The sequence below is a fragment of the Runella sp. R0.1_18 genome, assembly GCF_057652155.1.
Window position 1 is genome coordinate 94540 of the sequence record NZ_JBYFCK010000001.1, and the last position, 25924, is coordinate 120463.

22 protein-coding genes are annotated in these 25924 nt (G+C 45.4%); 13 read left to right on the forward strand and 9 right to left on the reverse strand.

The annotated features are described in order from the left end of the window. Window positions 1–5: 5 nt before the first annotated feature. The 6 genes from AC23P2_RS00365 (at window position 6) to AC23P2_RS00390 (ending at window position 6776) form a co-directional block, all read left to right on the forward strand. Window positions 6–506, forward strand: a complete 501-nt coding sequence (locus AC23P2_RS00365; protein WP_487771359.1) for a helix-turn-helix transcriptional regulator — start codon at window positions 6–8, stop codon at window positions 504–506. Continuing rightward, window positions 506–943 carry a hypothetical protein gene (locus AC23P2_RS00370; RefSeq protein ID WP_487771360.1) on the forward strand — a complete coding sequence of 146 codons (438 nt, stop codon included), beginning with the start codon at window positions 506–508 and terminating at the stop codon, window positions 941–943. Before AC23P2_RS00365 ends, AC23P2_RS00370 begins: the two co-directional genes overlap by 1 nt. A 90-nt stretch (window positions 944–1033) precedes the next feature. After that, window positions 1034–2557 carry a lipopolysaccharide biosynthesis protein gene (locus AC23P2_RS00375; RefSeq protein ID WP_487771361.1) on the forward strand — a complete coding sequence of 508 codons (1524 nt, stop codon included), beginning with the start codon at window positions 1034–1036 and terminating at the stop codon, window positions 2555–2557. Window positions 2558–2569: 12 nt separating this feature from the next. Then, a complete protein-coding gene (locus AC23P2_RS00380) occupies window positions 2570–3070 on the forward strand; it encodes a gliding motility lipoprotein GldH (protein WP_487771362.1) in 501 nt (166 codons plus the stop codon). 70 nt (window positions 3071–3140) lie between these two features. Continuing rightward, complete coding sequence (mutS, locus tag AC23P2_RS00385; protein WP_487771363.1) at window positions 3141–5795, forward strand: DNA mismatch repair protein MutS; 2655 nt, start codon at window positions 3141–3143, stop codon at window positions 5793–5795. 36 nt (window positions 5796–5831) lie between these two features. Then, on the forward strand, window positions 5832–6776 hold the full coding sequence (locus tag AC23P2_RS00390) for an AAA family ATPase (RefSeq protein ID WP_487771364.1): 945 nt from the start codon (window positions 5832–5834) through the stop codon (window positions 6774–6776). 115 nt (window positions 6777–6891) lie between these two features. On the opposite strand, the gene AC23P2_RS00395 is transcribed toward AC23P2_RS00390, so the two are convergent. The 9 genes from AC23P2_RS00395 to AC23P2_RS00435 all read right to left on the reverse strand — a co-directional run bounded on the left by AC23P2_RS00395 (window position 6892) and on the right by AC23P2_RS00435 (window position 20044). Further along, window positions 6892–7077 carry a C1orf53 family protein gene (locus AC23P2_RS00395; RefSeq protein WP_487771782.1) on the reverse strand — a complete coding sequence of 62 codons (186 nt, stop codon included), beginning with the start codon at window positions 7075–7077 and terminating at the stop codon, window positions 6892–6894. A gap of 56 nt (window positions 7078–7133) precedes the next feature. Continuing rightward, window positions 7134–8384: an MFS transporter gene (locus AC23P2_RS00400; RefSeq protein ID WP_487771365.1), complete on the reverse strand. Its 1251-nt coding sequence runs from the start codon at window positions 8382–8384 to the stop codon at window positions 7134–7136. A gap of 129 nt (window positions 8385–8513) precedes the next feature. Then, window positions 8514–9257 (reverse strand): uroporphyrinogen-III C-methyltransferase, encoded by a 744-nt coding sequence (gene cobA, locus AC23P2_RS00405; RefSeq protein ID WP_487771366.1) that lies wholly within the window; start codon window positions 9255–9257, stop codon window positions 8514–8516. Window positions 9258–9261: 4 nt separating this feature from the next. Further along, the gene (locus AC23P2_RS00410) at window positions 9262–11433 is read right to left on the reverse strand and encodes a nitrite reductase (protein WP_487771367.1); all 2172 of its coding nucleotides are present in this window, start codon (window positions 11431–11433) and stop codon (window positions 9262–9264) included. Between the two features lie 177 nt (window positions 11434–11610). Beyond that, window positions 11611–13983 (reverse strand): M43 family zinc metalloprotease, encoded by a 2373-nt coding sequence (locus AC23P2_RS00415; RefSeq protein WP_487771368.1) that lies wholly within the window; start codon window positions 13981–13983, stop codon window positions 11611–11613. Between the two features lie 33 nt (window positions 13984–14016). Next, window positions 14017–14505, reverse strand: a complete 489-nt coding sequence (locus AC23P2_RS00420) for a hypothetical protein (RefSeq protein WP_487771369.1) — start codon at window positions 14503–14505, stop codon at window positions 14017–14019. A 13-nt stretch (window positions 14506–14518) separates the two neighbouring features. After that, window positions 14519–15394: a hypothetical protein gene (locus AC23P2_RS00425; RefSeq protein WP_487771370.1), complete on the reverse strand. Its 876-nt coding sequence runs from the start codon at window positions 15392–15394 to the stop codon at window positions 14519–14521. A gap of 184 nt (window positions 15395–15578) precedes the next feature. Beyond that, entirely contained in the window at window positions 15579–16958 is a 1380-nt protein-coding gene (locus AC23P2_RS00430; RefSeq protein WP_487771371.1) for a RagB/SusD family nutrient uptake outer membrane protein, read from the reverse strand. A gap of 23 nt (window positions 16959–16981) precedes the next feature. Then, window positions 16982–20044 (reverse strand): SusC/RagA family TonB-linked outer membrane protein, encoded by a 3063-nt coding sequence (locus tag AC23P2_RS00435; protein WP_487771372.1) that lies wholly within the window; start codon window positions 20042–20044, stop codon window positions 16982–16984. Window positions 20045–20392: 348 nt separating this feature from the next. Between AC23P2_RS00435 and AC23P2_RS00440 the strand changes: the two genes are divergently transcribed. From AC23P2_RS00440 to AC23P2_RS00470, 7 genes are all read left to right on the forward strand, one after another. Then, window positions 20393–20872, forward strand: a complete 480-nt coding sequence (locus AC23P2_RS00440; RefSeq protein ID WP_487771373.1) for a redoxin domain-containing protein — start codon at window positions 20393–20395, stop codon at window positions 20870–20872. A 79-nt stretch (window positions 20873–20951) separates the two neighbouring features. Next, entirely contained in the window at window positions 20952–22976 is a 2025-nt protein-coding gene (gene nadE, locus AC23P2_RS00445; RefSeq protein WP_487771374.1) for an NAD(+) synthase, read from the forward strand. A 129-nt stretch (window positions 22977–23105) separates the two neighbouring features. After that, the gene (locus AC23P2_RS00450; RefSeq protein WP_487771375.1) at window positions 23106–23555 is read left to right on the forward strand and encodes a methylglyoxal synthase; all 450 of its coding nucleotides are present in this window, start codon (window positions 23106–23108) and stop codon (window positions 23553–23555) included. A 44-nt stretch (window positions 23556–23599) separates the two neighbouring features. Continuing rightward, window positions 23600–24166, forward strand: coding sequence for an anthranilate synthase component II (locus tag AC23P2_RS00455; protein ID WP_487771376.1), 567 nt, complete (start codon window positions 23600–23602; stop codon window positions 24164–24166). 4 nt (window positions 24167–24170) lie between these two features. Beyond that, window positions 24171–25151: a bifunctional heptose 7-phosphate kinase/heptose 1-phosphate adenyltransferase gene (locus AC23P2_RS00460; RefSeq protein WP_487771377.1), complete on the forward strand. Its 981-nt coding sequence runs from the start codon at window positions 24171–24173 to the stop codon at window positions 25149–25151. Window positions 25152–25167: 16 nt separating this feature from the next. Further along, the gene (locus tag AC23P2_RS00465) at window positions 25168–25587 is read left to right on the forward strand and encodes an element excision factor XisH family protein (protein ID WP_487771378.1); all 420 of its coding nucleotides are present in this window, start codon (window positions 25168–25170) and stop codon (window positions 25585–25587) included. Further along, on the forward strand, window positions 25575–25913 hold the full coding sequence (locus tag AC23P2_RS00470) for a XisI protein (protein ID WP_028524274.1): 339 nt from the start codon (window positions 25575–25577) through the stop codon (window positions 25911–25913). Before AC23P2_RS00465 ends, AC23P2_RS00470 begins: the two co-directional genes overlap by 13 nt. Window positions 25914–25924 lie beyond the last annotated feature (11 nt).

A 25924-nucleotide genomic window follows, 5' to 3' on the forward strand; every position in this document is an offset into this window, starting at 1 on the left:
CTTTTATGACAAACCAAACCGTAACCGATATTTTAGACCAAATGGTCAGTACAGAACCCTCGGGTTGGCTTCAAAAAGCCCAATGGCGCCAAGAAAATAAAGAGTGGCTCGACCGCTCAGCCAAAATTGCAATTAGAATACTGAGCCAATTGCGTAATAATAAAAAAACGGGCAAAACCCCCGCTAATCAAAAAGAGTTGGCCGATTTAATGGGAGCCTCGCCCCAATACATTAATAAAATTGTGAAAGGGAACGAAAACCTCACCCTCGAAACCATCACTCGCTTGGAGGCTATCTTGCAATCTCCGCTGCTTGATGATAAAAACCTTGAAACAACTATTGATTATTTGGGTAGCTCCACCGTTTCGTATGTTACTCCTCCCCAAATGCCTGTACAAAGCTTTGACTTTAAAACGATGGACGTGCAGGTGCAAATAGCGCCTACAAAAAGCACAACCGATACTGCCCCCTCCGACTCCAACTACGCTTATGCAATAGCTGCCTAATGGAAAATCAAGAAAAAACCGTTCGTTTTAATATCGTTCGGATTCAGACCGAACAGTTTGCCATCATTCCCGAATCTTATCAAGAACACGCCCCGTTCGAGATAAATCACGAACTTGCATTTGGTATAGATAAAACCCATCAAATCGTTTTAGTACGTAAGACTGCGCGGTATTTACACCCTGACCGCCCCCCCTTTATGCTCATTACGGTGGTGTGTTATTTCAGGATTGAAGACAATAGCTGGAATGACCTCAAAGTAGAAAATAACGACCAAATACAACTGCCCCGAAATTTTGCCATTCATTTGGCCATAACCACCGTGGGTACACTCAGAGGTGTATTGCACACCAAAACTGAACAAACTCCTTTCAATCAACTGATTATGCCTCCAGTCAACACCCTCGACCTGGTACCTGACAACGTTACATTTCTATAAGTAAGAATGAAGCAGGCTAAAAAATAAGCGAATACGACCCAATGAAATCGCTAGACAAACCAAAAAACAACACCAAAAAGAAATTACTACATGAGTGTTCTCAAAAAATTAGCTGGTGAAACCGCCCTCTACGGAGTGAGTAGCATTTTAGGCAGGGTAATTTACTGGTTTTTAGTTCCTCTACACACGCACGTTTTTCTTCGGCCTGGCGAGCTTTCTTCCAACACCGAATTATACAGCTGGGTAGCTCTGTTCAATGTCATTTTTACGTTTGGGATGGAAACGGCCTTTTTCCGTTTTGCCAACCGCAACCCCGAACGCCGCCAAGAATATTTTAATCAAGCGCAAACCGCCATAACGGTGGTAAGCTTAGTTTTTTCGGGTTTACTCATCGTAATGGCTCCTACGCTCAGTCGGTTGCTCAATTACCCTGGAGAGTCGTCCAATATCGTTTTTCTTGCGCTCATTGTGGCCATTGATGCCATCGTAGCCATTCCCTTTGCGCGCCTTCGGTTGGAGAAAAAAGCCAAGAAGTTTGTGGCGGTCAAAATCATCAACATTGCCATCAACGTCATTCTCAACGTCTTTTTCTTGGTACTTTGCCGTGACATTTCTTTGGGTAAATACCTCACCTCATTACAACCTATTGGTGCATACTTGTACCGCCCCGAAATCGGCCCAGGTTATATTTTCATTGCCAACCTGATTGCCAATGCGTGCTTTTTGCTTTTACTTCGTGATGCATTTAAAGGGTTTCAATTTACGTGGAAAGGGCCTGTTTTCAGCGAAATGTGGGTGTATGCCTACCCTATTTTGATTTTGGGTTTGGCAGGAACCGTCAACCAAATGGCCGACCGCTGGTTTTTACGCCACCTGCTCCCCGAAGGTTTCTATTCCAAACTCACCTCCGAAGACGCCCTCGGCATTTACGGCAGTTGTTATAAACTATCCGTATTTATGTCGTTGGCGATTCAATCGTTCAAGTACGCCGCCGACCCCTTCTTTTTCTCCAAAGCCGAAGACAAAAACGCTCCTGAGCTGTTGGCACTTGTCATGAAATGGTTTGTAATTGTGTGCGTCGTACTTTGGGTCGGGGTTAGTTTAAACATTGATATTTTAGGGCATTTTATGCTTTCCAAAGCCTACCGCGTGGGACTGGAGGTTGTTCCCATTTTATTATTAGCCAACCTTTTCCTTGGCGTCTATTATAACTTAGCGTTTTGGTTTAAATTGACCGATAAAACCCACTTTGGCACGCTTATTACGTTTATTGGCGCTGCTTTAACCGTCGGGCTTAACGTATGGCTCATTCCCCAAATGGGCTACCTAGGTTGTGCTTACGCCTTTTTGGTATCAAGCATTGCTATGTGCGTAGTATGTTATTTGTTGGGGGAGAAATACTATTCCGTTCCCTACAATGTAGGGTCGGCACTGGGGTATATTTTTAGCGCGGGGCTGTTGATCTATTTTTCAACCTTTGTAAAAATCTCCAGCTTCTGGGTATCGGTTCCGTACCACTTAGCGTTATGTCTGCTGTACGGTCTGGGGATTTTGCTCGTTGAACGAGAATCAATACCTTTGAAAATCCGTCGAAAAATACCGTTTTTGAGCTAAACCAATTCTGCCATGTTTTTTACCGCTTACGCAAGGAAAATCACTCAATTTGTTCTTCTTTTAGCCATTACTAGCTTACTTTCTTGCGACTCAAACGCTGTTTTCAAAGACCATGAAGACATCGACGACGGCATGTGGTTCATCAAAAACGAGCCTTCGTTTACCTTTGAAATCACCGACATTTCGCAGACTTATAACGTGTATTATTTGGTACGCAACAGTATCTCTTACCCATATTATAACTTATTCGTAAAACGTTTTTTGGTAAATGACAAAAACAAAATCGTTAACGAAGCCCTCAACGAATTGATTTTGATGGACGAACGTACGGGCAAACCCATGGGTGACGGACTCGGCGACTTGTTTGACCATAAAATCGTGGCACTCAAAAACTACCGTTTCCCAAAAGCAGGAAAATATACCTTCAAAATTCGTCAATACATGCGCCAAGACCCCCTGCCTGGCATTATGAGCATGGGCGTAAGTGTGGAGCCTACGGTCGTCAAACAATAAAAAGGAAGCGTCTTTCCTCTTGATATTTTGACTATTTTTGCGGCCAATCCTTACAAATTACGAACTAGGCATGGCCCGCACTGCAAAAAACGCAACCGAACCCGTTAAAGTCAAAGAAACACCCCTCAACCGTCAGTACAACCAAATCAAGTCGAAATACCCAGGTGCCATGCTCCTCTTTCGAGTAGGCGACTTTTACGAGACGTTTGGGGAAGATGCTGTGCGCGCTAGTCGCATTTTGGGGATTGTCTTGACGCGCCGCAACAACGGCGGTTCGCAAGAAGAACTTGCGGGTTTCCCTCACCACTCGTTGGACAACTACCTCCCCAAACTCGTCCGCGCGGGGGAACGGGTAGCCATCTGTGACCAACTTGAAGATCCCGCCGTTGCCAAAGGAATCGTCCGAAGAGGTGTAACAGAATTGGTGACACCAGGAGTTTCGTTCAACGACAACGTGTTGGACGTTCGGCGCAACAATTACCTTGCTTCGGTTCATTTTGGTAGAAATAACGTCTTTGGCATCGCCTTTTTGGACGTCTCTACGGGTGAATTTTTGACTACCCAAGGCACCAAAGATTACATCGAAAAACTCCTCCAAAGTTTTGCACCGTCGGAGGTTTTGTACTGCAAAAAACACCGCCAAGAGTTTACCGAGTTTTTTGGCGATAAGTTTCATACCTTTTCGTTTGAAGACTGGGCTTACACCCATGATTTTGCCTACGAGCTCCTCACCAAGCACTTTAATACTGCCTCGTTGAAAGGATTCGGGGTAGAAGCCCTGACCGAAGGAATCGTAGCTGCTGGGGTGATTTTGAGATACTTAGCCGACACTGAACACCGAGAAATTCAGCACATTACGCGTCTTACCCGCCTCGATGAAGAAAAATACGTGTGGCTCGACCGCTTCACCATTCGCAACCTTGAGTTGGTTTATCCACAGCAAGAAGGCGGTGTACCACTCATTCAAATTCTTGACCAAACCGTGACCCCCATGGGGGCGCGTTTGCTCCGTAAATGGCTGGTGTTGCCTCTCAAAGACAAAGCACCTATTGAAGAACGTCTCCAGACGGTGGAGCATTTTCTCAAGCACGAAGAAATGCTAGAAACGCTCACGCAACACCTCAAACAAATTGGTGATTTAGAGCGACTTATTTCTAAAGTAGCCGTTCGGCGCATCAATCCAAGAGAGATGGTGCAGCTCAAAAAATCATTGAGCCACATTGCTCCCGTCAAAGAGTTGTTACAAGCGGCTTGGAACGACACCGAAAACGCTCCTTCCGTATTAGGGCCACTTCGCAAATACGCCGACCAATTGAACACTTGCGAGTTTTTGCTCGAAAGAATTGAAACCGAACTCCGCGACGACCCTCCGACCGTTACCAACCAAGGGGGCATGATTAAAGCGGGTATTGATGCCGAGTTAGACCGTTTGCAAGAACTGGCCTTTTCTGGTAAAGATTATTTGATTCAAGTTCAAAACCGCGAGATTGAACGTACGGGAATTACGTCGCTAAAAATTGCGTACAACAAGGTCTTTGGGTATTACCTCGAAGTGACCAACTCCCATAAAAATCGCGTTCCGTCCGACTGGATTCGCAAACAAACCCTCGTCAACGCCGAGCGCTACATCACGCCCGAACTCAAAGAATACGAGGATAAAATTTTGAGCGCCGAAGAAAAACTGTTTGTCATAGAGCAGCGCATCTTCAACGATTTGGTCATGACGGCCAACGATTACGTAACGGCCGTTCAGCAAAACGCTCGGATTATTTCGGTGTTGGATGCGCTGTCGTCGTTTGCGGTGATTGCCAAGAAAAACAACTACTACAAGCCTGTCATCACCGACGATAAAGCGCTCAAAATCAAAGAAGGACGCCACCCTGTCATTGAGCAACAGTTGCCGTTGGGCGAGAGCTACGTACCCAATGATTTGTATTTGGACGACAGTACGCAGCAAATTATCATCATTACGGGGCCGAATATGGCGGGAAAATCCGCCTTGCTGCGTCAGACGGCCCTGATTGTGTTGATGGCACAAATGGGCAGTTTTGTCCCTGCATTGGAAGCCGAAATTGGGCTAGTCGATAAGATATTTACGCGTGTAGGTGCTTCCGACAACCTCAGTCGCGGCGAAAGTACCTTTATGGTCGAGATGACCGAAACAGCAAGTATCCTCAACAACTTGAGCGAGCGCAGTTTGGTACTTATGGACGAAATCGGGCGCGGAACGAGCACCTACGACGGGGTAAGTATTGCGTGGAGCATTGCGGAGTTTCTGCACAATCACCCGCGCCACCGTGCCAAAACGCTTTTTGCGACGCACTACCACGAACTCAACCAATTGGCGGAAGATTTCCCAAGGGTCAAAAACTTCAACGTAGCCGTCAAGGAAATGGGCAATAAAGTCATTTTCTTACGCAAGCTCAAAGAAGGCGGTAGCGAGCACAGTTTCGGGATTCACGTAGCTCAAATGGCGGGAATGCCCCAAGAAGTGGTACTGCGCGCCAACGACATTTTGCACAGCCTCGAAAAGAGCCACCGCAAGCAAGAAACCACCAAAGCGGTGAAAGAAATGCCAAAAGTGAACTACCAAATGACGCTTTTTGAACCACAAGACCCCAAAATAGAAGAGCTAAAATCAAAGCTAAAAACACTCGACATCAACACCCTCTCTCCCATCGAAGCCTTGCTCAAACTCAATGAGTTGCGGCGGTTAGTGGAGTAGCAAATATTTTTTATCTTTGACAAAAAGCATCAAATTATGCTACAAAGTATCGAAATAGAAAATTTTCGTTGTTTTGATAAAACTAGCTTCAGCGGGTTTGAACAAATCAACCTAATTACGGGAAAAAACAACTCGGGTAAAACAGCGTTGCTGGAGGCGATATATCTCTTGTTAAGTTCTGATTATAAGGGGTTAACTAGCGTAACTCGCCAATCGGAAAAAGATGTTGAAAAGGAGAAAAATCTTTTTTACAATCAAGTTACCAATAAACCAATTCAAATCATTTCATTCGTCGGGACAGAATCAGGAATCCACTTTGAACTTTCAAGTACTAGCCCAAATCGATACTTTTTTAATGAGATAAATACTTTTGAAAATGGTCAAAAACAATACCATAACAATGGTTTTCATATTAGTATGGCTCATACCTTTGTTTTTGATAAGTACAATCAATTACCTGTAAGTGGAAGCCTTACTTCTTTACTTGACTATTTGGATAAAAAAGGTGAAAAATTTCGAGTGCTTGAAGCGCTTAAAATTATTGATAGCTCTCTTATGGACATTCGCACGTTTGCCACGTTTCCAGATGTCTTATACCTTCAAAAACAGGGTAGCTCTGAATACCAGCCGATTTATTATCTGGGAGATGCTGTACAAAAAATAGTTAGGTATGTTATTAATATTTTGAATAACTACCCTAATAAAGATTTTTTAAACGTACTCCTCCTTGACGAAATTGAGAACGGCATTCACTACACGGCTCAAGCCGAAGTGTGGCGGATGTTGATGAAGTTGTGTAAGCATTATAATATTCAACTTTTCGCAACAACGCACAGCTTAGAAATGATAAAAGCGTTTCAGTCAGTGTGTGCAGAAGAAGAGTTTATTGGAATGGGCGGGTATTTTGAGTTAGGCAGAAGTCCCAAAAGTCAACAAATCATAGGCGTAAAGCATGATTTGGAAACCCTTGAATATGCGTAACGGAGCTAATAATGTGAGTTTCAAGCACACTGCCACAAAAGGAGCGTGGCAATTGGATTCAGAAAAACTCCGTGAGATAAAGAATTTTCTCGCACTTTTTTAGAAAAACCTACGTCTATTTCTCACGTTTAAACCCATAAGGGCAATGGCGACAGGCGTTTTTACAGCAGTAACCTCGCTTGAGATGATAGGCCGCTGTAAATACAACAAAACCGTTTTCATCAATATAATAGTCTTCTTTTTCTAGTCCGTGACGGGTAGAAGAAACTGTTGGTTTATGGGAAGAGGAAGGTTCACTCACTTTGATAGATTTTTGGACAGTAGGTATGTAACCAATTGTGCTCAAAAATGTTTTTTCTATATCAACTGAACTTTAAACAATTCCTTCGATTTAATCCAAACCCAAATGACAATTACCATCGTTAGGCTTCCTCCCAAAAGTACCGACGGCACTGTTCCCATTAGCTTGGCAAGCACCCCTGACTCAAACGCACCAATTTCGTTGGATGAACTCACAAAGACGCTGTTGACCGAAATAACACGTCCTCGCATGTGATCAGGAGGAACAACCTGCAAAATTGTTTGGCGAACCACCACGCTAATGGCATCAAACGCACCTGTAAAAAACAGCATCACTACCGACAACCAAAAGTGAGTTGAAACCGCAAAAACAAGCGTAGCCACCCCAAATCCCGCCACTGAAATAAGCATATTGCGCCATGCGTGCCGAGCGGGCGGAAAGTAAGCCGTCATAAAAATCGTCAAAACAGCCCCGACTGATGGCGCGGCACGTAAGATTCCGAGCCCTTCGGCGCCTACTTTTAAAATGTCTTCGGCAAACACGGGTAGTATCGCAATTACTCCCCCAAAAAGTACCGCCGCCAAATCAAGCGAAATGGAGTAGAGAAGGATTTTTTGCTCATATACAAATTGAATTCCTTCTTTGATACTTTGCCATAAACTGACCGTTTCTTCTTCCGCAGCTTGTGGAATAGGCTTTTTAGAAATCAAAAGTAACATCCCTTGGGTGATGGCTAAGATTCCTACCACTACCCACAAAGTATTTATCAAACCCAAATAAGCGTATAAAAACCCAGCTACGCCTGGGCCTGCAATGGCTCCTACTTGCCAAAAAGTACCACTCCAAGTGGCAGCGTTGGAATACACCTCACGCGGGGTTAAGAAGGCTTTCATTGAAGATACCGCAGGTGAATAAAATCCTTTGGCAAAACCGATAACAGCAAGCACACCATACACCATTAACAACAACGACGTCTGCGAAAGATGGCTGCGATTTTCGGGGTTCATCAAAGAAATGAGTCCTAAAGAACAAACCAAAATCACCGATTGGCTGATTTGCATGATGGTGCGCTTGTCTTTTCGGTCGGCATAATGCCCTCCAAACAAGGCCAACGAAATGTAAGGAATGGCTTCGGCCAGCCCAATAAAACCTAGTGAGAGTGGATCGTGGGTAATTTTGTACAATTCATACCCAATCACCACTTCTTGAATCAAAAGCGCCGCCGTAATGAGACTATTGGTGGTTATCAGGTTGACAAACTCTGGATAACGCAGCGCTGCGTAGGGATCGGTGGAGATAGTTTTCAACGTAAATTTGGGATTGATTAAAAAACGTACTCAAAAACTCAACCCAATTTTGGCGGGTAAAGTTGCTTCGGGTACTAAAAAAAAGCCCCCATGAGTGATGGGGGACTTGTCAAACAAATGAAGGGTGGGCTAATAATCAGCTAATTGAGAAATTTCTTTTACTTTGTCAGCGAGTTGCGCTACTTTGCCAATCACAATGATAGCGGGTGAGCCAATTCCCTCGGCCTGGGCTAGTTGGAGTATATTCCCAACTTTCCCCGTGACAATTTTTTCATCAGGACGGCTGCCATTTTGGATGATGGCTACGGGCAAATTTATCTTTCCTAACTGCGCAAACGTCTCAACGATTTCGGGAAGTTTGTGCATTCCCATCAATACCACCACAGTCGCCGACGAACGCGCCGCCAACGACAAGTCGTTGGATAAGCTGTGGTCTTTAGTCGTACCTGTAATCACCCAAAAACTCTCGCTCATGCCTCGGGTCGTAAGCGGAATCCCCGCCAAAGCAGGCACTGCATAGCTACTCGAAATCCCTGGCACTACCTCCACAGTAATGCCATGACGCTCAGCATATTCAAGTTCTTCGTAGCCACGACCAAAAATAAACGGATCACCGCCTTTGAGACGCACTACATGGCCGTATTGTTGGGCATATTCAACAATCAAGTGATTGATAACGTCTTGGTTACAGCTGTGTTGCGCAAAACGTTTACCAACATTCACTATGACGCAGTTAGGTTTACAATACTCCAGCAATTCGGTACTGGACAAGGCGTCGTGCAATACTACATCAGCACTTTTAAGGGCTTTTATGCCTTTCAAGGTGATTAACTCTGGATCACCTGGCCCCGCTCCAATGAGGGTGACTTTCATAGGGTTAACTGTCTTTTCCAAATTCTACCAACGACAACGCTGGCTCTTCTGCTTCTTCCAATTGTGCTTGACGTATCTCATTCACTTTGCTCAAAAACTGACTAGCAGCTTCCACAAACTGGCGCGCAAAGATTTCGCTGGGCTCGTTTTTGTTGATACTAAAAACCAATTCTTTGAAACCACCTTCAGTTAAATGGCCAAACTCGGCTCCAAAATTTTCGTCAAAATCGCGAATGATGCCGTACTGTGTATTGGTAGGTACACCTTTGCTCACAAGCATGGCCTTGGCACCCGTTACAAACACGTTGTATGAATGATAAATTGCATCGGCCCAAACGGCTTTTTCAAGGTTCTCGTAAGCCCAACCCAATTTTTCTTGGGCTTCGATGAGCGTCGTCCCTACCAAGTCCACCAATACGCTGGCACATTCTCCTACTCCTACTTCCGTTTGGAAAGGCGCTTCGTGGTCCCAGTCGATGTAGTCGCTTGGCGTAGCGGTTGTCAAATCGGCCAACGGCTTCAACATCGCGTAAAAATATTTGTTTCCTTGGCGGAGGTAGTAATCGTTATAGTATTCACCTTCAAACGAGTTGGCTTCGTAATCTTGCAACAACAAACGCAATGCCGCAGGGCCACGCTTGGTAGGCACTTTCACCACTTTATCGCCAATCATTCCTTCACCTGCTCCGTTGAATCCACCGCCCAACAACACTTGCAAAGCTGGCAATACGAGTTTCCCATTTTTAATGGAACTTCCGTGGAAACCGATGTTGGCAGCGCTGTGCTGACCGCAGCCGTTCATACAACCGCTGATTTTAATTTTGATGTCGTTGTTGTAAATGATGTCAGGAAATTCTTCTTTCATCATAATCTCAAGCGCACGAGTGATGCCGTAGCTACTCGAAATCGCCAAGTTACAAGTATCTGTTCCTGGGCAAGTAGTGATGTCGGCAGTTGTATCAAAACCTGGCTCAGCCAATCCCAACTCATTCAATTGTTGATAAACCGTGGCCAAATCTTCTGCTTTTACAAAACGAAGCAAATAGCCTTGATTTACGGTAACGCGAATATCGTCAGCCGCATATTGACGCACAACGTCGGCCAGTTTTCGCGCCGTTGATGAGTGCATATCCCCCAACAACACGCGGAGCTGCACGGCGTACCAGCCTTTTTGTTTTTGTTCAAAAACGTTGGTTTGCAGCCATTTTGTATAGGTATCGTCGGTCGAAGCCGCGATTAGTTCTTCTTTAGTAATACCTCCTTCACGGGTGGATGCGTACAAATCAGCTGTCGCAAAATCGAGGGTTCTAGGCGTATATTCTTTGTTTTTGATGGATGTCCACTCTTCATTTACACGCTTCAAGAATTCTTCTAACCCAATATCGGCTAAGAGAAATTTCATACGCGCTTTGTGACGGCGCACCCGCTCTCCGTAACGGTCGAATACGCGAATAACAGCCTCAATGAATGGTATCACGTATTGCTCTTCTAAAAATTCATGCGCTGGTTTGGCCAATAGAGGTTGTGCTCCTAGCCCTCCACCAATCAATACCTTAAAGCCACGTACCTGCTGACCCTGCTCATTGGTACGTACTTGAGGAATCAACCCCACATCGTGCATAAAACCATAGGCTGAGTCTTTTTCAGACGACGACACTGCAATCTTAAACTTACGGCCCATATCTTGGCAGATTGGATTGCGCAAGAAGTATTCAAAAATACCATGGGTAATAGTTGTGACATCAAAAGGCTCTAGTGGGTCAACCCCTGCGCGGGCAGAAGCCGTTACGTTACGAACGGTGTTTCCACACGCTTCGCGAAGCGTGATTTGGGCATCTTCCAAATCGGCCCACAAAGCAGGCGAATCGGCCAACTTTACGAAGTGCAACTGAATATCTTGACGCGTGGTTGCGTGGAGATTTCCCGTGGCATATTTGTCAGAGCAATCGGCAATTCGCACCAGCTGATCGGCAGTAATACGACCATAAGGAAGTTTGATGCGAATCATCTGGACTCCAGCTTGGCGTTGACCATAAACTCCTCTTGCTAGACGGAATTTACGAAAAGCTTCTTCGGGCACGTTTCCGTCGCTAAAAACGCTGATTTTGCTTTCTAACTCAAGAATATCGCGGCGCGCGGCTTCGCTTATGTTTGATGTGAATTGGATGTTTGACATATCTATTAATTCTCAAACTCTATCGAGTTAATATTTTAATTTATAAATTTTTAAAGGGATTGTACTCCCTTTAAAATGAGGTTTCCCCCTATTGATGATACAAAGTACGGGCTTGCCGTGTTAATTTCCTAATAATAAGCCCAAAAACAACGAATAGGCAATAACCAAAGGTTATTATCAAAACTTCACGAGGCGTTTTCGGTCGGCATAATCTCCCAATTGCAAATCTATGAAATAATCGCCCGCAGGGTAGGTCCGAACGTTGATTGGCTGCACAAAAGCATCGGTGTTCTTTTCAAACTCAGCGCGCCACACTTCCGCGCCCGTGATGCTTCGCAAGCGCAGCATCACTTTTCCGCGCAATGAATTGGTGAATTTCACTTCTACCATACCATCGGTTGGGTTAGGACTCAGCGTTAGTTCTTTATCTGGCAAGGTTTCACTACCCAAAATTTGAACGTTACGAACGTAAATCGTAGCACTTGCCGAGTCGCGACACACATCCGAACCTGAGCCTTTCACTAAATACGTCAGTGTACGGGTTGGGCGAGCGGTTACTTGAGGCCCCAGCGTTGAGCTGAGTCCTTCCGACGGCGACCAATTAATCACCCCTGCTCCCCGTGCTTGTAAAATAACGGCTTCCCCAGGGTTAATAAATTGTGCCGATGCTTGTATCTGCACCGAAGGTTTCATCCCTACATCGGCAGTGATAGAATGGGCAATATTCAAACCTGTACGTACAATATACCGATCCCAACTGCCACTCGAATTTCGTTCCCAAGACGTAGCATTCAGTGATTCCCCGTCGCGGGTAGTGACAAGGGCTACGGTATCTCCCGCCACGTAATCAAACTCTACTCCAATCAAGAAAGCGAGGTTATTTTGACTTAGAAGGTTAATATTTTGGTCAAAAACTACCTTGGTTTCTCGGTTATTTCTGACGTCATCCAAAATTTTACGAAGCGGAATTTCTTTGACTGTCAACTCCGAACCTGGCCCCCCTTGAAAACCGCGGGCGTTCCATACTTTAACGCGTACCACGCTTTCAGTTCCAGTACTGTTTGCCGCCTTGGCCACGCCAAATTTCAGGGTCGCGCCTCGTAAATTGGTGTATCCAAGCGGGTTTGAAAACAACTCCGCAATGGCCTGGGTTCGGCGGCTATTTTGTCCTGCAATATACCCTGTACCGCCCGTTTGGCGTAAGACAGTTCCTGTTCCAGAAAAATTGGTAGCGGTGGCGCATAAGCCTGCATTTATTACTTCTATGTACTCCGTTCTTACCAGTGGCGCCGACGTTCCTGCCGTGTTTGACACAGTGAGCGTCACCTTAAACTTACCCGCAGTCGTGTAGGTTACAGTCGGGTTTTGGCTCGTCGAAGTAGCAGGGTCACCTCCTTCAAACTCCCATTTCCATGCGGTTGGGAAATTGGTTGAAAGATCTGTGAAGCGCACTTGTCCACCTAGCAATACTGTACGGTTTTCAGCCACGAAATTAGGAATTGGATTGCCCGAAATGAGTTGGCCGCACACATTAGAAGTAAGCAAGCTTGCCCGACGAGGGCTGATTTCCATAACCGTCCGCATTCGTGTTTTTTGATCTCTCGTAAAAATATTAAAACACGCATCGTCCGAATAATCCATGTAGTTTTCGACCATGTTTGCCCCGCCACAACTGATACGTCCTTTTTGACAACCACGGCTTTCTGAAGCTTGCGTTGGTGTATCAGTACAAAAGTCATCCCCACAAGCGGCATCTCCCCAAATATGGCGCAAACCTAACCAGTGGCCTGTCTCGTGGGTGAGTGTTCGGCCCAGGTTGTAAGGAGCCCTCAATAGAGGAAAACTTCCTTTTTGAGAGTTTCCAAAGTTGGCATAATTGATAACTACGCCATCAGTACTTGCAGCTCCCCCACCCGACGGGATTCCTGAAAGCCCTGAACTACTAGGAAACTGCGCATATCCTAGCAGGTTGTCATCTTGAGCAGCAAAATCAAGTACCCAGATATTATAATATTTATTAGGATCCCAAGAAGTAGTCGGTTTGAGCGAACCTTCAATGTCGGTACGGGCCCAGCTTGTACGATTTCCATTGACCCGATCAATGCCTGGCTCAGTCATTCGCTGACCGTTGGGATTAAATTGTGCCAAACAAAACTCTACTTCAATGTCGGCTCCGCGGGCGTCATTATTAAAACCGTTGGTATTAATTCTACGTCGAAAATCTTCATTAAGCGTCTCTATCTGCGACTGTATTTGGGCTTGGCTAATGTTTCGGCCAACTCCTACCGCTTCTCCGTTGTGAATTACGTGAACAACAATCGGAATCGTGATAACATCTGCTGCGCCTCGGCTAGATGCCATTTTAGACTTCAACTCGACCATTTTTCGCTGTAAATCACGCTCAAAATCATCGAGGCTACCTTCACTAGGAAACCGAAGTCGGCGTAGGCTGTCCATTTCCATGGTGGCACAAGGCTCGGGGCGGCGCTGTGCCTGTGCCGCGAAATTTGTTAAAATAGAAAGGGCAAAAATGTATAGTAACTGGCGCATAGTAATTGTACAAAAGTGAGACGGGGCACTCAATTATTTGCCTGTGGATGTAAATTTAAAACGGTAGCTTGCATCAACATCTCCGAAATAGTATTCAAGAACCATGGAATTTTCGGTCAATGTCTTGACAATAAACGGCAGCTTAAAACCTCCAAACAACCGAGGAATCCCCATTTCAAGCGTCGCATTGGCACTCGTCAATTGCCATACATCAGTAATGAGAATCTCTGGTTCGTTGGTATTACATTTACTAGCTCCGTTGGTATATTCCATTTTCTTTTCTGCATTGGCATAGAAGACAAACTGGTCGTCGAGTTGACACGGGTCAAGCACTTCACTTCCCGCCAAATCGAACGGGTCTTTTTCGTCAACAATCGTAACTCCACTCAATACCCACGTCTTCTTTTCAGTCCCCGTAAGCAACTGCGAATAAGTCAATGGTTTTGGGTCTAATTTTTCGGTACACCCACTTAGCGCACCTATGATTATACCGACTAAGGTAATAAGCATACTTTTTTTCATCTCTGTAAGGTGGTTATTGTGGGACGTAGTTTAAGGGAACAATGACATTTGTATCTTTCCGAGTAGCATAACTATATACTTTCATCCTAATATTCAGCGAAATACGCTTATTCACAGGATTCCAAACACCTGTCCCAGACAAGGTATCATACCCTTCAGCAAACTGAGGAATAACCTGTTGTGGAATGGTCAAGGTATTATTTCCATTGTCAATAAAATCGAGGGTTGGTTTTTCAGCTTGAAAGCCTACAGGTGCCTCCCAGTTAAAAAACTGTTGAAAACCTATCAGGCCCACGTTGATGTTGGAAATGGTATAGCGTTTACAATCCGTACTTGAAATTTCAATATCGGCCAATTGATACGACTGGGTCGCATTTACTGGCAACTGCCCCGTATAAAGCCCATCCATCAAACAAGCATCCCGAATGGTAAACACCATTTTGTTTCCCATGCCCCCTTTTCCAAAACCTACTTGTACCTTATCTGCTGGCTTAACGGCCGTCAAGGAAAATTCAATGGTACTTGATTCGAGAATGTTATTGGCGTTGTTGAGCAGATACAGGGTAATTTCTCCAAAACTCTGTCCTACAGGAATAATTACTGTTCCTTTTGTTCCTTCGATGCGGTAATCTTTACCTTCGCGGGCAGTTCCACCTATGGTATAACTGATGTTGATAGACTCATTGAGCACCGCTCCACCGTTATGTACTTTGATTTTGATGGCTTTGGAATAACTTTCTTTGAAACTGAGAGCTGTGTCATTAAAAACTATAAAACTACCCCCTTGATAAATAATTCGTTCTTCTTCGCAACCCGCCAGCCATAGACCCGCTGACAACATCAGAAAAACAAAAGTGACTGATTTTATGATTGAATAGTTTGATTTCATTTTCAGGTTTTTGAGTTTACTGTTTTGAGTTTTCGGTTTCGGGTTTCCTGTTTTCAGTTTTTGGTTTTGGGTTTTTGGTTTCCTGTTTTCAGTTTCGGGTTTTTGGTTTCCTGTTAGTTTATTAAACCTGAAACACTAAACTCCAAAACCATAAACCGAAAACTCCAAACCAAAAAGGTATAACCTAATAACCAGGATTCTGCTGCCCTACTAGAGAGGGGTTTCGTTGAATTTCGGTTTGTGGAATTGGCCATAACTCGTATTTAACGTTCCAATTGGTTGAAAAAGCCGACATCACTGCCTGCGCCCGCCCTGTACGCACCAAGTCGTACCAACGGTGTCCTTCAAATGCCAACTCATAAACCCGTTCACGTTCGATAATACTCAGCATTTCAGTTTGGGTCGCTGTGGTAACCAATGGAGGTTGTTCGCTTGTTTCCAAACCATCACCTGCACGGGTACGGAGTCTGTTGATGTCCACGATAGCCCCCGTTGTACCCGTAATTTTTCCTTGTTGGGCACGTGCTTCAGCCCGAATCAAGTACATTTCTCCTAAGCGAAAAACGACAAAATTGCGATTACTTTCGTCGGCTGTTCCATACTTACGCAGTGTCCAACCATTGTCATTTCCTTTTTGTTTGGTAAAATCAAACTCAAGAGTCTGACTGCGATTTCCCGATTCCCTTGACAACAACGACACCACCACTTGATTGGAAGGAACCACTTCCCGACGACCCACAAAATAGTTATTGATGTCGCCTGAATAATCATTGAGCGTATATCCGAATTCAAAGATAGATTCTTGGGTAAAATCTTTTGTGACGACGTCGTTGTAAGAAGCCAACGAATAGTTGGTCGAATTGATGAGAAGGGTCGCATACGCTTCGGCCTGCGCCCAGTTTTTTTGGTAAAGATAAAAACGCGCCAAGGCAGCACGAGCAGCATTTTTAGTAGCATAGCCTGCAAATACGTTACGGTCTTGCGGGTCACCATCGGGCAAATCAGTCAGCGCGGCTTGGAAATCTTCCAGCGCCCAAGTCAAAATTTCCTCTTTAGAAGCACGTGGAATGGTACGGTTGGTAGCTAATGTTGTTGAAGTGACTTTGGGAATACCTCCAAAAGTATGGGCACCAATAAAATTGGCATATCCTCGTAAAAATTTTGCTTCCGCCGTCAGCACCTTCGCATCAGCCGCTCGCACACTCGCAATGGTTGGAAGGCGCTCAAGCACAAAATTGGCCAAATAAATCGAGCGAAACACACTCCCCCACAGAGCCCCAACAACCCCGTTGGAAGGGGTAATTTGTTTGGTACCCAGTTCTCGGTAATCCGTAAAAGTACCTAGGTGGATAATGTTATCGGCCGTGAAATCGCCCGCTTGGACAGTCGGGCTTCCAATGCTGCGAGCCGCCGAATACAACCCAATTCGTACCGAAGGCAAATCGCTGGCGGTGGTAAATACAATGTCGTCAATTAGCAAATCAACGGCAGGTGGGTCAAGAACCACCGTATTACAAGCCGACATCAAAGCTGTTAGAAGGAATGCGTATGATAAACGTTTCATAAAATTCGGGAGATTAAAGCTGGTTAGAAATTTACGGTTACCCCACCCACAATCGTTTTCACCTGCGGTAACGTAAAGAAGTCGATGCCTTGGGCGGCCGTCGAGCCGTCGAGCGTACTTACTTCTGGATCGGCGCCAGTGTAGCGCGTCAATGTCCAGAGGTTCGTGCCTGTAGCGTACAAGCGTACCGTGCCAAGCTTTATTTTGCTTGTCCACTTGGCTGGAACCGTATAACCAATGGCCACGTTTTTAAGACGCAAATACGAACCATCTTCAACAAGGCGGCTGCTTGAATAAGTATTGTAAGTATTATTATACTCGTAACGAGGCACATCCGTAATATCACCTGCTTTTTGCCAACGCCGCAACGCCGCCCGCGTTTGGTTCACCCGTAGGTCAGTACCTGGGTTAAGCAAAAACGAATTTCCGTAGTTCATGACACTATTTCCGTACGAAAATTGAAGGAAAGCACTAACATCAAAGCCATTCCAAGAGAATGTGTTTGTCAAGCCACCTATCAATTTGGGCTGGGCGTTTCCAATCACCTGAGCGTCGTCAGTTGTAATTCGGCCATCGCCATTAAAATCTTCGTACAGGGCATCACCAGTTGCCACATCCACGCCTAGGTATTTAAGCCCCCAAAACGTACCAAGGGGCTCACCCACTTTGATGACGTTGGTAGCTCCTACCCCCGCCGCTGAAAAACCACGGAACAAGGGTTGCTCTGAAGCCAACGCTACCACCTTGTTATCATTTCGAGAAACGTTCACATCAGTCGTCCAACGGAACGCGCCGTCAAAATTCACCGAACGTAAGGTAAACTCAAATCCTCGGTTTGAGATGCTACCGATGTTCCCTTGAAGCGAGCCAAAGCCCGTAGTTGCGGGTAGTGGTTCGGCAAACAAAAGCGCATCGGTAAGGTTGTCATACACTTCGGCAGTGAAACTCAAGCGACCTTTCCAAAACGCCACGTCCAAACCAATGTTGGCTTCTCGTGTCCGTTCCCACTGCAAGTTCGGGTTGCTAAGGCTGTTAGGCCCTACTCCTGAGGAACCATTGTAGGTAGTGGCGCCCCATGTTCCTAAAAACTGGAAGTTTCCGATGCGTTCGTTTCCTGTAAATCCATAACTCGCCCGAAGTTTAAGGTCTTCGATAAAGCCTACATCTTTCAAGAAATTTTCTTCTTTCAAACGCCAGCCGACCGAAGCCGATGGGAAGAAACCAAATTTACGGTCTTGGCCAAAGCGCGAAGAACCATCGTAGCGCGCAGTGGCGCTAAAAAGGTATTTGTCTCTAAAATCGTATTTTATTTCTCCAAAACCAGATACTAAACCATTTTGGGCAAAAAACGAGCTACCTGCATCTACCACCCCTGCGGACGAAATGTACGTAAATTCGTCGCGTGGGAAAATACGTCCCTGCACTCCCGAAGTAAGGCCCTGAGAATGTAGAAGCTCACCTCCCACCAACGCACTGATGTGATGATCTTCCGAAATGCTGGTATTGTAAGTTAAGATGGTCGAATTTAAGAAGGTTGCCAGCGAAGACGTTCCATACGCCCCATATCCTTGTCCACCTACAGAAGGTAAGCTTCCATAAAATGTTCCTGTAGGATTATAGGTATCTTCTTGCGAACCGTTGTAATCCATGCTAAACTTGGTACGAAGGCGGAGATTTGACATGAAAGCATATTCAGCATTCAAACCGCCCAAAAACTTAATCCCGTAGGTCAACTGACGCGGCAACAATGCCTCCGCCACGGGATTACCGTTGGGAAAGCCTTGGTAGTTGGGGTCGTTGGGGGTGTAAAGTTTTGATTGTTCGTTAAAAGGTGCGTAGTAAGGCAAGCTCCGAAGTGCCGAACCATACACACCGTCCACGGCATTGTCGCTAAATACACGGCGGTTTTTGGTACTACCAATACTTAGGTTCAGTCCAAACGAAAGTTTAGGAGACGCCTTATGGTCGAGGTTAAAAGAACCCGTGTAACGCGAAAAGCGGTTGTTGAGCTGCACCCCTTCTTCGTCGCGATAGCTACCACTCAAATAAAAGCGCGTTCGATCGTTTCCTCCCGAAGTAGAAAGTTGATATTGTTGATAAATCCCTTTACGAAGAATTTCATCGACCCAATTGGTATTGACCGCATCCGTTACGCCAGGAATCAAGCCGAGGGCATCGGGATCAACCATGTCCTGAAAACGCGTTTGTTTAGCATTATAATTGGCTACGGCCTCACGCTGAAGGGTCAAAATTTCGCTGGAACTCAATAAATCAAGGCGTTTGACTACATCCGATACACCGCGTTGTACATCAAATGTGATGTTTGTTTTTTGGTTGGCCTTGCCGCGTTTTGTCGTAATGAGTACTACGCCATTGGCACCCCTTGCGCCATAAATTGCCTTAGCTGAGGCGTCTTTAAGGACTTGAATAGACTCAACATCACTGGTGTTAAAAGCCGAAATCGCGTTGTCTTGCTGGCCTCCGTAGCTAAATTGTGATACGGCTCCGTCATAGACTGGAATGCCATCGACAATCATCAACGGGCGGTTGGAAGCATTGATTGAGGTATTCCCACGGATGACAACTTTGACCCCACCTCCAGGTGTTCCAGACGCAGCCGATACGCGAACCCCCGCCGCTTGTCCTTGTAAGGCTTGGTCGATTCCTGAGACGGGCAAGTTTTTGAGACGATCTCCTTTCACCGTCGTCATGGCACTAATCACGTCTTTTTGCTGGGTCGTTGTATAACCCGTGACCACCACTTCGTTGAGCTGAGTAGGGCTTTCGAGAAGTTCAACATTGATGATGGTTCGGTTAGTGACCACCACCTCTTGGCTGAGCATTCCGACAAACGAAAAGACCAAAGTTACTTTCCCGTCGGGCACGGCAATACGGTAGCTTCCTTCTGCGTCGGTCGAAACGCCCGTGGAAGCACCTTTGAGGGTAACGTTTACGCCTGGCAAAGGCTGCGCGTCGGTAGCAGAAGTGACCTTACCCGTTATCGTACGATTTTGGGCCCAGAGTGCTCCATAGAAGCCCAAGGTCATGCTTAAAATGAAGAAAGACTTGCGTAACAATTGATTCATGTAAACGTATTTTATAAATCAGGCGTTTCGGAAAAAATTAGCTATTAGGTTAGAAAAAATATACGAATTGGGCTAATTGTCAGCATTTTTACAACTAGGCAAACGAAGTCATCTTTAGTAAACAACTGATAATCAACAAAGTTTATCTAAAAACAAACACCATATTCGCTACGTGGCTTAGTTGCTGGCGAAAAGTTAGACAAAAAAGTCAGGCAAAAACAGGCTTATCCAAATTATTTGTACTTTTAAGAACGAAAGATTCTACTGAATGTTTTGTAAAGTACTGTATCTAATTTTGGGATAATTAACGACGGCTTTAAGATGGTTTGGTCAAAGTTACTTTTATTCATGTCATTCTATCTTTGTGGGTTAGCGGCTCATTCTCAGGGACGTTTATTCGTTTTTTATGATACCGAGTGTCCGATTTGCCAAAAAACAACCAAACGACTACAAGAAATGTACGATAAATATGGCCAAAACGTTGCGTTTAAGGTCGTTTTTTCAACCAAGTCCCTAAAAAAGTCAGAAGTAAAGACTTTTGCCAAAGAATACCAATTTACTTTGCCTTACGTCATTGACCGAAAACACAAGCTGGTCGAACGGTATGACGCACGTACAACGCCCGAAGTTGTACTGCTCAACGCCCAAGACCAAGAAGTGTATCGCGGGGCAGTTGACAACCAGTTTTTTGGACTTGGGAAGTACCGTCCCAAAACCACCGAATTTTATCTACAAAATGCACTCGAAGCGCTTATTTCAGGAAAAACCATTACCCCTCCTCGCACCGAAGCCGTAGGCTGCCTGATTAACCGTAAAAAAAGTAGCTGAAAGTTTTAGCCCCTGACACGCTGATAAAAAGGGACAACTTTGCACCTTTGCAGGGATTTTATAAACCATTCTTTCTGCTATGTCTATCATTAAAGTAGCCGCAGGTACTATCAATACCACTCCTTTAGCGTGGGAATCGAATCGTAAACACATCGTAAGTGCGATTGAAGACGCTCGCCAACAAGAGATTAGCTTGCTTTGCTTGCCCGAACTGTGTATTACAGGCTACGGCTGCGACGATGCTTTTTACAGTGCAAATACCCTTGCACAGGCCATCGAAAGTTTGCACGAAATCGTTGCGCATACGGCTGGTATCGCCGTGGCTGTGGGGCTTCCTTTGCGGTTTAATAACAAATTATATAACACGGCTTGTTTGATTGTCAACAAACGTATTCTTGGTTTTGCTGCAAAACAACACTTGCCCAATTACGGGCTTTTTTACGAAGACCGTTGGTTTCACCGTTGGCCTGTGGGCTTACGCGATGAGGTCAAAGTCGGTGACTTCCAATACCCTATTGGCGATTTAATTTTTGATTTATCGGGGGTTCGGGTAGGGTTTGAAATTTGTGAAGATGCGTGGGTGGCTCAGCGCCCAGGCCGCTTGCACTTTGACCGAGGCGTTGACATCATCCTCAACCCCAGTGCTAGTCCGTTTGCTTTCCAGAAATTCATGACTCGTGAGCGACTCGTCATTGACGGCTCTCGCTCATTTTCGTGTAGTTATGTTTATACCAATCTACTTGGCAACGAAGCTGGACGCCTTCTTTTTGACGGCGATGCCATGATTGCAAGCGATGGTACATTGTTGGCCTCTAGCCCACGGTTTGGCTATGCCGATTACTATATTACCTCGGCCGTGATTGACACCGAGGTTACGCGACTTTCACATTCACAGGTCAAATCGCCCGTTCCTGGGGGAAATTGGAAAGTAACTGATACCTTCCAATGGCATGAAGTAGCGCCTGCGTACCAAACAGCAGAACTAGAACCATTTGAGCGAGGAGGTTACTTAAAAGAAGAAGAGTTTGCGCGGGCGGTATGCTTGGCGTTGTTCGATTATTTGCGCAAATCACGTTCTTATGGCTTTACGGTTTCACTTTCGGGTGGGGCCGATTCGTGTGCCTGTGTGGCATTGTGTGGCTTAATGATTCGTTTGGCCGATGAAAGCATTGGCCTCGAAGCATTCAAACAAAAACTAGGGCACATCAAAAAAATTCAGCAAGAGACGACCGTAGAAGGTATTGCCAAACAGCTCATTCACAGCATTTATCAAGGGACAGAAAATAGTTCAACTGATACGTACGAATCTGCGGCAAGTTTAGCTCATTCAATCGGGGCGACTTTCCACAACATTAATATAAATGGACTTGTAGAAACCTACAAAGGGCTTATTGAGGAGCAAATTGGCCGTGACCTTACGTGGGAGCAAGACGATATTCCGTTGCAAAATATCCAAGCGAGGGTACGTGCCCCGAGCGTATGGCTGTTGGCTAACTTATACGGGCATCTGTTGCTCGCTACCTCCAACCGTTCTGAAGTTGCCGTAGGGTATTGCACCATGGACGGTGACACAGCGGGGAGCATCAGCCCCATTGCGGGAATTGACAAATACTGGTTGCGGCAGTGGTTGGTCTGGCTCGAAACCATTGGTTGTCACGTCAAAGGGCACCATATTAAAGTGGAAGGTTTGCAAAAAGTAAACAGCTTGCAACCCACGGCCGAATTGCGCCCCAAAGAACGGATGCAAACCGACGAGAAAGATTTGATGCCTTACGAGGTGTTGGATGCCATCGAGGAAGTAGCGATTCGAGACAAGAAGTCCCCTATTGATTGTTTCCGCAGTATAGAAGTACGTTTTGCTGAAAAATACTCTCGCGAAACGTTGTATGCTTCGGTTGACCGTTTCTTTAGACTGTGGAGTCGAAACCAATGGAAGCGAGAGCGTTATGCCCCAGGCTTCCACCTCGATGATTACAGCTTAGACCCTCGGGCGTGGTGTCGTTTCCCGATTTTATCGGGGGGGTTTGAGAAAGAGCTTGAAGAGTTAAAAACCTATTTTGAAGGGAAAAATGCGAAAGGTCGTAAAGGAAAAATAGGGTTTTAGGGGTGTAAAAATAAATGCTAGATGAAGACGCATTGATTTTAAACATATAGAAACACAGAAGGCAGGCGAATCGGCTTTTTGGTTTGTTTTCTTATGTGCAAACTCTGTAACGAATACTTATACTACAATATGCAAACCCGCCTTACTCCTGCCCGCAAGCGAATTGCGCTTGTGGCACACGATAACAAAAAAGCCGAACTCATCGAATGGGCGGTATATAACAAAGCTACCTTGGGTCGTCATCAATTGTTTGGTACAGGCACCACAGGACGTTTGCTCGAAGATGCCCTCGACGTCCACGTGACGCGCCTGCTTAGTGGGCCTCTCGGTGGCGATCAGCAGATTGGGGCAATGATTGCCGAAGGCCGCCTCGATGTACTAATTTTCTTCTGGGATCCTATGTCAGCTCAGCCACATGACCCCGACATTAAGGCGCTTTTGCGCTTGGGGGTTCTTTGGAATATTCCAATGGCCTGCGACCGCATCACAGCTGACTTTTTGCTGACGTCTCCGCTTATGTACCAAGAATATGAAACCATCTTACCCGACTACGACTCCTATCTTAAACGTAAGGTTTGAGGTACGGACGGAATTGGGTACTTTTGCCACAAATAGCTATTACTATGAAAATTTTGGTTCTTGATAATTACGATTCTTTCACTTATAACTTGGTGTATATCCTTCGTGAATTGCACGATGAGGTGGAAGTGCACCGCAACGATAAAATTGCGCTGGAAGAGGTCGCCAACTATGACAAAATTCTTCTTTCACCTGGCCCTGGCATTCCGTCAGAAGCAGGAATTTTGCAAGATTTGGTGCGCACCTACGCCCCTACAAAGAGCATCATGGGTGTGTGCCTAGGCCACCAAGGCATTGGGGAAGTATTTGGGGCAAGCCTAAACAATATGGCAGACGTACTGCACGGCATTAGTGATAAAGCCATTGTAACAGATGCCAACGAGCCTTTGTTCAAGGGGCTTCCGTCATCGTTTCAAGTAGGGCGCTATCACTCATGGACGGTGGTGGGCGAAACCGTACCCGATACCATGACCATCACAGCCGTGGATGAAAATGGCCAAGTAATGGCGCTTCGTCACAATACGTACGACGTGCGCGGAGTACAGTTCCACCCTGAGTCGGTGCTAACAGAGCACGGAAAACAAATGCTACAAAATTGGCTTGCTATTTAATCGTATGACTATTGACCAACTGTTCGATTTTTTTAACCAACTGCGCGTACTGATTGTAGGAGATGTGATGTTGGATGCCTACGTGTGGGGAAAAGTGGACCGAATCTCGCCCGAAGCGCCCGTCCCTGTAGTCGTGGCCCAACGCCGCGAATACCGTTTGGGAGGGGCAGGAAATGTAATTCTGAATATACATGCGCTCGGCGCCGAACCCATTATTTGCTCGGTGGTAGGGCAAGATACGGAAGGACAAAATTTATTGGGCGAATTGACAAAGCGTCAGTTGCGTACCGACGGAATCTTACAAAGCCCCGACCGCATCACGACCATTAAAGAACGTATCATTGCGGGGTCGCAGCAGGTGGTTCGGGTGGATACCGAAACGGATAAAGTAATAACACTAGAAGAGCAAGCGCAGCTGATTGAGAAGGCCAAAGCGTTGTTGCCTGAATGCCATGTAGTGCTTTTTGAAGATTACGACAAAGGGGTTTTGTGTCCCAACGTCATCAAAGAAATCACCGATGCAGCCAATCTTTTGGGAATTCCGACGGTGGTTGATCCTAAAAAACGCAATTTTTTAGCCTACCAAAACGTAACCCTTTTTAAACCTAACCTTAAGGAGCTGAAAGAAGGATTGAAGGTGGAATTTGACGTTAGGAATGAAGACGAACTGAAAGCTGTTGTAAAAAAATTACGCTACGAACTCAACGCCAAAGGAGCATTTGTGACCCTCTCGGAGCGAGGAGTGTATATTGATTATTTGGACAAACAACACCGCAGTCCAGCGCATCAACGCGAAATCGCGGACGTATCGGGGGCAGGAGATACCGTTATTAGTATTGCAGCTTGTGCGGTGGCATTGGGGGTTGCACCAGCGACTGTAGCCGAACTTTCCAACCTAGGCGGCGGACTCGTTTGCGAACACGTTGGGGTAGTGCCGATTGATAAAGAGATCCTGAAAGCAGAGGCGAAAAAGAGTTTAGGATAGAAGGAGGGGGTTGACAATGGCAAAGGATATATTTCATCAGGCTGTAAGAGTGGCCCTTGAAAAAGAGGGGTGGAGCATTACACATGATCCTTATACAATCAATATACCTGAATTTCGCCCAAAACAAGATATTGATTTGGGCGCAGAAAAAATGTTTGCGGCAGAGCGAGGGCTTCAGAAAATTGCTGTTGAAGTTAAAAGTTTTTTGAACCCTTCATTGGTCTATGATTTTCATACTGCGCTAGGACAGTATATGAATTATTTGATTGGGCTACGTAAACAAGAACCAGAACGAATCCTGTACTTGGCGATTCCTTCCCATGCGAATCGAGCCTTTGAAAGTTTAGGAATGATAGTAGAAGCGATAGAAACCTATCACATTAGGCTTATTGTTTATGATGCAAGCGAAAAAATGATAGTATCATGGAAAAACTAACGCAGTATAGAGAGGCCATCGTGGGTTTGCTAAAACAGTACGTTCATAGTCAACCACAAAATAATATTGAGGAACACCTCCTTACCGATTTTGAGCACGGCCATTTTCAAGTATTACGTTCTGGGTGGGCTGATAAAGATACATTTCGTCTAGGTATTTTAATTCATATTCAATTAAAACCGACTGGAAAAGTGTGGATTTTAGCCAATTGGACAGAAGATGATATTGCAAATGCCTTAGTAGAACAGGGAGTTGAACGCAATGATATTGTGTTAGGGTTTCAACCTGAATTTATACGCTCCTACTCGGGTTATGCTGTCGCATAAATTTTACATTC